The 4,975-nt window shown below is 48.3% G+C and carries 4 protein-coding genes; 1 reads left to right on the plus strand and 3 read right to left on the minus strand.

Annotated features, from left to right (window positions below; translation table 11 throughout):
* Positions 1 to 265: 265 nt before the first annotated feature.
* From VN105_RS08795 to pafA, 3 genes are read right to left on the minus strand one after another with little or no spacing between them, the layout of a single operon-like run.
* The gene (locus VN105_RS08795; protein WP_325639947.1) at positions 266 to 913 is read right to left on the minus strand and encodes a hypothetical protein; all 648 of its coding nucleotides are present in this window, start codon (positions 911 to 913) and stop codon (positions 266 to 268) included.
* A gap of 37 nt (positions 914 to 950) precedes the next feature.
* Positions 951 to 1,730: an enoyl-CoA hydratase/isomerase family protein gene (locus VN105_RS08800; protein ID WP_325639949.1), complete on the minus strand. Its 780-nt coding sequence runs from the start codon at positions 1,728 to 1,730 to the stop codon at positions 951 to 953.
* A gap of 48 nt (positions 1,731 to 1,778) precedes the next feature.
* Entirely contained in the window at positions 1,779 to 3,434 is a 1,656-nt protein-coding gene (gene pafA, locus VN105_RS08805; RefSeq protein WP_325639951.1) for an alkaline phosphatase PafA, read from the minus strand.
* Between the two features lie 174 nt (positions 3,435 to 3,608).
* On the opposite strand from pafA, the gene VN105_RS08810 reads away from it, so the two are divergent.
* Complete coding sequence (locus VN105_RS08810; protein WP_325639953.1) at positions 3,609 to 4,850, plus strand: pyridoxal phosphate-dependent aminotransferase family protein; 1,242 nt, start codon at positions 3,609 to 3,611, stop codon at positions 4,848 to 4,850.
* The last annotated feature ends 125 nt before the right edge of the window (positions 4,851 to 4,975 follow it).

The following is a 4,975-nucleotide window of genomic DNA, read 5'->3' on the forward strand; positions in this document are numbered from 1 at the left end:
GCCGGTAGCGTTTTTACAGCTGGAATAGGCAGGCTCCTTTCTCGGAAAAATTGATTATTGGGTACACGAAGCGCTTTCTTCGTGTATTTGCTATGCAAATAAGTGTTGGAATTTAGTGTTTTAAAGAAAAAAACTACCCCGAAACCCGTCTTTTACGGCGGGGAAAAGAGATCTACCCCACCCATTTCCCATGAAATAACCCCTCACATCATCTCCATTACATTTACAGGTCAGGTCCACGTTTACGCAAGGCAAAAGCCGGCGCCTACATATTCTGTAGTTCTTTCTGACTTACTTCCTTATACCCCGTCTTAGGTATGTCGAAATAGGAAGCAGGGATCGGGTACAATTCTACCTTAACAGCCACTACCCTCGTTTTAGACCCGGTTTTGGTAAGGATCTCAAATTCCAGCGGGATCCCTTTCAGGTTTACAAAACGGCGGTTGTACTGCTTATTCTCCGGAACGAGGTCAATAGCATAGTATACCTCGAAGGTTTTACCGTCGGGCATCGTACCAATGGCTTTCCTGCAGTCGTAACCCGCTATTTTCTTGATCTCTTCCTGGTCCTGGAACTTAATTCCCTCATATTGTTTCAGGTCTTTTTCATATTGATCTTTCCCTGCACGTATCAGGTACTTGTTACCATGCTGGTCTATCAGCGTGGTCATGGTTTCAGATTTACTGTTGATCAGGTAGGTATAGTGTACAATGTTGAAATTCATATCTATCCTGCTCAGCGGTCCGCGCATATACTGGGTAAAGGTGCTGCCCTCCAGCATGGCATCCATTTGCAGCTGCTCCGGTGGCAATTCCATTTTGTAAACGATCCTGGCATCTGAAACAACACGTTGCGCCAGCAATGTGCCGGTGCAGCACAGGAAGGTAAAAGTTAATAACAACCGATTTGACATAGTGTGGTGAATTAAGATAATGGCAATCCGTGATCTGTTACCAGTTGAGCTTTTCTTTGTTTAAAAAAGCGGCTATCCCGCGTTTACAGTCGTTGTGGCCCCGGGTGGCAGCATTTAGTATGGCTGCGTGCGCCAACCCTTCCGCTACCGGTAAGTCCAACACTGTGCCAATCAGTTTTTTGGTGACCTTAAGGGAGTTTGCAGAAGCTTCATTACATAGGCTGGCAGCCACTTTAGCTACCTTTTGGGCTATTTCCGGCGCGGGTATTACCGCGGTGATCAGGCCATCGGCCGCAGCTTTTTCAGCTGTTACCAGTTTACCGGTTAACAATAACTCCCGGGAGCGGCCCTCTCCTATTTTACGGACCAGGAAAACCGCTACCAGGGCGGGAATAAATCCGATCTTCACCTCCGTATACCCCAGCAGCGCTTCAGGTACGGCGTAGCTGAGGTCGCACAGGGTTACCAAACCGCAGCCACCGGCAACGGCATGTCCTTCTACCTGCCCGATCACTATCTTATCAAGATCATAGATCTCCCGGAACAATTGCATCAGTTCCCGTGAGTCTGCGAGGTTTTCATCATAGGTATTTTGCTGCAGTTGTTGCAGGTATTCCAGGTCGGCGCCTGCACAAAAAGCCTCGCCATTCCCCTTCAACACCACTACTTTCACGGCTTCATCAGCTGCCGCTGCGCGGAATGCTGCACGAAGCTCCGTTACCATAGGTCCGTTGAGCGCATTACGCTTCTCAGGCCGGTTCAGGGCGATGGTGGCTACCCGTTCGGATACAGTATATTGGATAAAAGAAAATGCCATAAACAAAGAATTTCAGGCCTTGCTTATGGCAATCTAAACAAAAAAAATTTAATGGGTAATCTCCTGTATTACCTGACCTACACTGCCGCTTGGCATCTGGATATGCAGCAAAGCAGCCAGGGTGGGCGTAATATCTGTCATTCCAATGGTACGGTTGGTTTTACCCGGACGAACATTCCATCCCATCCACACCAGCGGGATATGTGCATCATAAGGATACCATAAACCGTGAGTAGTGCCCACATTGCCGCCATCAATGTATCCTGGCGTTAATACTACCTGGATATCGCCGCTCCTTTTGGTGTTAAAGCCGTTGGACAGCATCGTGCGCATGGGCTCCGGTAAAACGGTCCACATAAGATTATCCGTAGAAAAAGCTTTGGAAATAGCGGGCGATTTAAGCAGCTCCCGTATCATGAACTGGCGGATATCCGCTTCGCTTTTACCCGCCTGCGCAATAGCGTCGTGGTTCAGCCAGAACTGGTAATTATCGGTAGCTTTTACGGCTTCCTTCACGCCAAACCTGGCTGCTACCTGCTCATTCAGGGAAGCTACTGCTGCTTTATCGTCCCAGGTGCCGCCAGGCAGTTTGTTTTCCGCCATAAATCCCGGCACATGTGCTACCCCATGATCGGCTGTGATAAAGAACAGGTATTGTCCTTTTCCCACTTTCGCATCAAGGTAGCTGAAAAACGCCGCCAGGTCCTGGTCCAGGCGCAGGTAAGTATCTTCCGCCTCCACAGAATTAGGTCCGAACTGATGCCCTACATAATCCGGGGAAGAAAGGCTGATGGCCAGCAGATCTGTTACCGGTCCTTTTCCCAGGCCATAGGCTTCCATCGCTTTTTTTGCAAATTCCAGCGTCATGGTGTTGCCATAGGGAGAAGCTGAAACAGCTGTATTGGCGATCTCCGACAAGGGGTGAGGAAACGAGGTATTGACCGCATTTTTATACTTTCCTTCGTAAGCTTTTTCATCAGCAGTACTGAGGGTATAAGTAGATGTGGGATAAAGGGTGGTCCATGGTTTGCTCAGGTATTGCTGCGGGAATTGCTGCCGGTTGAATTGCAGGGCCCATGCAGGCAGTTCATTCATGTAGTAAGTGCTGCTCACCCAGTTACCGGTGCCGGCATCATACCAGAAAGCCGCATTGGCACTGTGCCCGGCAGGGAGAATAGCGCCGCGGTCTTTAATGGCTACGCCTATTACCTTGCTCTGGAAATTATTGGATAACTTCAGTTCGTCGCCGATAGTGGTTACCAGCATATTCCGCGGGCTCATTTTACCGGCAGCGGAAGAGCTGCCCACCGTGGTTACCGTGGTGTCTTCCGCGCAGTATACGGTGCGGCCCAGTTCAGGACTGTACCAGGTGTTGCCGATAATGCCATGTATAGCAGGTACAGAGCCGGTATACACACAGGTGTGCCCGCAGGCGGTAATAGTAGGCGTGTAATTGATCAGGGTATTTTCACAGGAAAAACCTTCCCGCAGTAAACGTTTAAAACCACCGGCGCCATACCTGCCGGCAAAGCGGTAGAGGTAATCCCAGCGCATCTGGTCTACCACCATACCCACTATGAGTTTGGGACGGGCTGCAGGTTTGGTGTTCACGGCAACAGATGGCTTTGAAGAAGAAAGCTGCTGCGCAGTGCCGTTGATGGCAGATAATAAGAATGCGGCTGCCAGGAAATGTGTAAATTTCATCAGATTGTAATAATTTAAAAGTCTTTGTAATACAATAAGATAGACCATCATATTGCATTAATAAATACGAAAAACGGCTTGCGCCAAATGTGAATCAAGTTTACAAAAAGTAATATTTTAATACCTTTGTGTCCATTTTAAATGGAATGAATTAACCATTACATAATATACCGTATGGATATTTTCGAGAAACTGCTGAAACATCTGGGCCCTATCGGGGAGCATTCAGACAGAGCCCACGGCTATTTTGCCTTTCCTAAACTGGAAGGGGAAATAGGCCCCCGCATGAATTTCCGGGGAAATGAAAAGATTGTCTGGAGCCTGAACAACTACCTGGGTTTGGCCAACCACCCGGAAGTGCGTGCTACTGACGCCAAAGCTGCCGCAGACTTTGGGATGGCCTCTCCGATGGGAGCGCGTATGATGAGCGGAAATACCAACTACCACGAGCAGCTGGAGAATGAATTGTCCGATTACATGGGCAAAGAAGCCACAACCTTACTGAACTATGGCTACCAGGGCGTTATGAGCGCCATTGATGCTGTAGTAGGCCGCAGGGATGTAATTGTATACGATGCAGAGTGCCACGCCAGTATCCTGGATGGATTACGCCTGCACCCGGGCAAGCGCTATGTATTCAAGCATAACGATATAGAAGATTTCGATAAGCAGATGAAACGTGCAACCGAACTGGCTAAAACGCAGGGCGGTGGTATACTGGTGGTTACAGAAGGCGTATTTGGCATGGCCGGCGACCAGGGTAAACTGAAGGAAATTGCCGCATTTAAAGATAAATATCAATTCCGCCTGCTGGTAGATGATGCCCACGGCTTTGGAACAATGGGTAAAACCGGCGCCGGTACCGGCGAAGAACAGGGTGTTCAGGATAAAATTGACCTGCTGTTCAATACTTTCGCAAAATCCGGTGCTTCCATTGGTGCTTTCATCAGCGGCGAAAAACAAATCATCAACTACCTGCGCTATAACATGCGCTCCCAGATCTTCGCAAAATCCATCCCGTTACCTATCGTAATCGGTCACCTGAAAAGGGTACAGCTGATGCGTCAGCATCCTGAAATGAAAGCGAAGCTGTGGGATAATGTGAATAAACTGCAGAATGGCCTGAAAGAACGCGGGTTTAATATTGGCAGAACCAATTCCCCGGTAACGCCTATCTATCTCCAGGGCGATATTCCCGAGGCAACCGCGATGTGCCTGGATCTGCGTGAAAACTACAACATCTTCTGTTCTATCGTGGTATACCCCGTTATTCCAAAAGGACAGATCATTTACCGCCTGATCCCAACCGCTGCCCACAGTGATGAGGATATTGAACTCACCCTGAAAGCGTTTAGCGAAACCAAAGCAAAACTCGATGAAAAAGTGTACCAGGTTGCTGAAATTCCAATGGTATAACTGACACATTTTATCATATTACATAAAAGCCTTCCTGCTTTCCAGGAAGGCTTTTCTATTTAAAATGGGAAAAGGCCAGAGGGGTCATAGCGAAGAAGGTACAGCAAATCGGGTAAAACAAAAAG

It is taken from the genome of Chitinophaga sp. (genome assembly GCF_035564935.1).
Taxonomy (GTDB): Bacteria; Bacteroidota; Bacteroidia; order Chitinophagales; family Chitinophagaceae; genus Chitinophaga.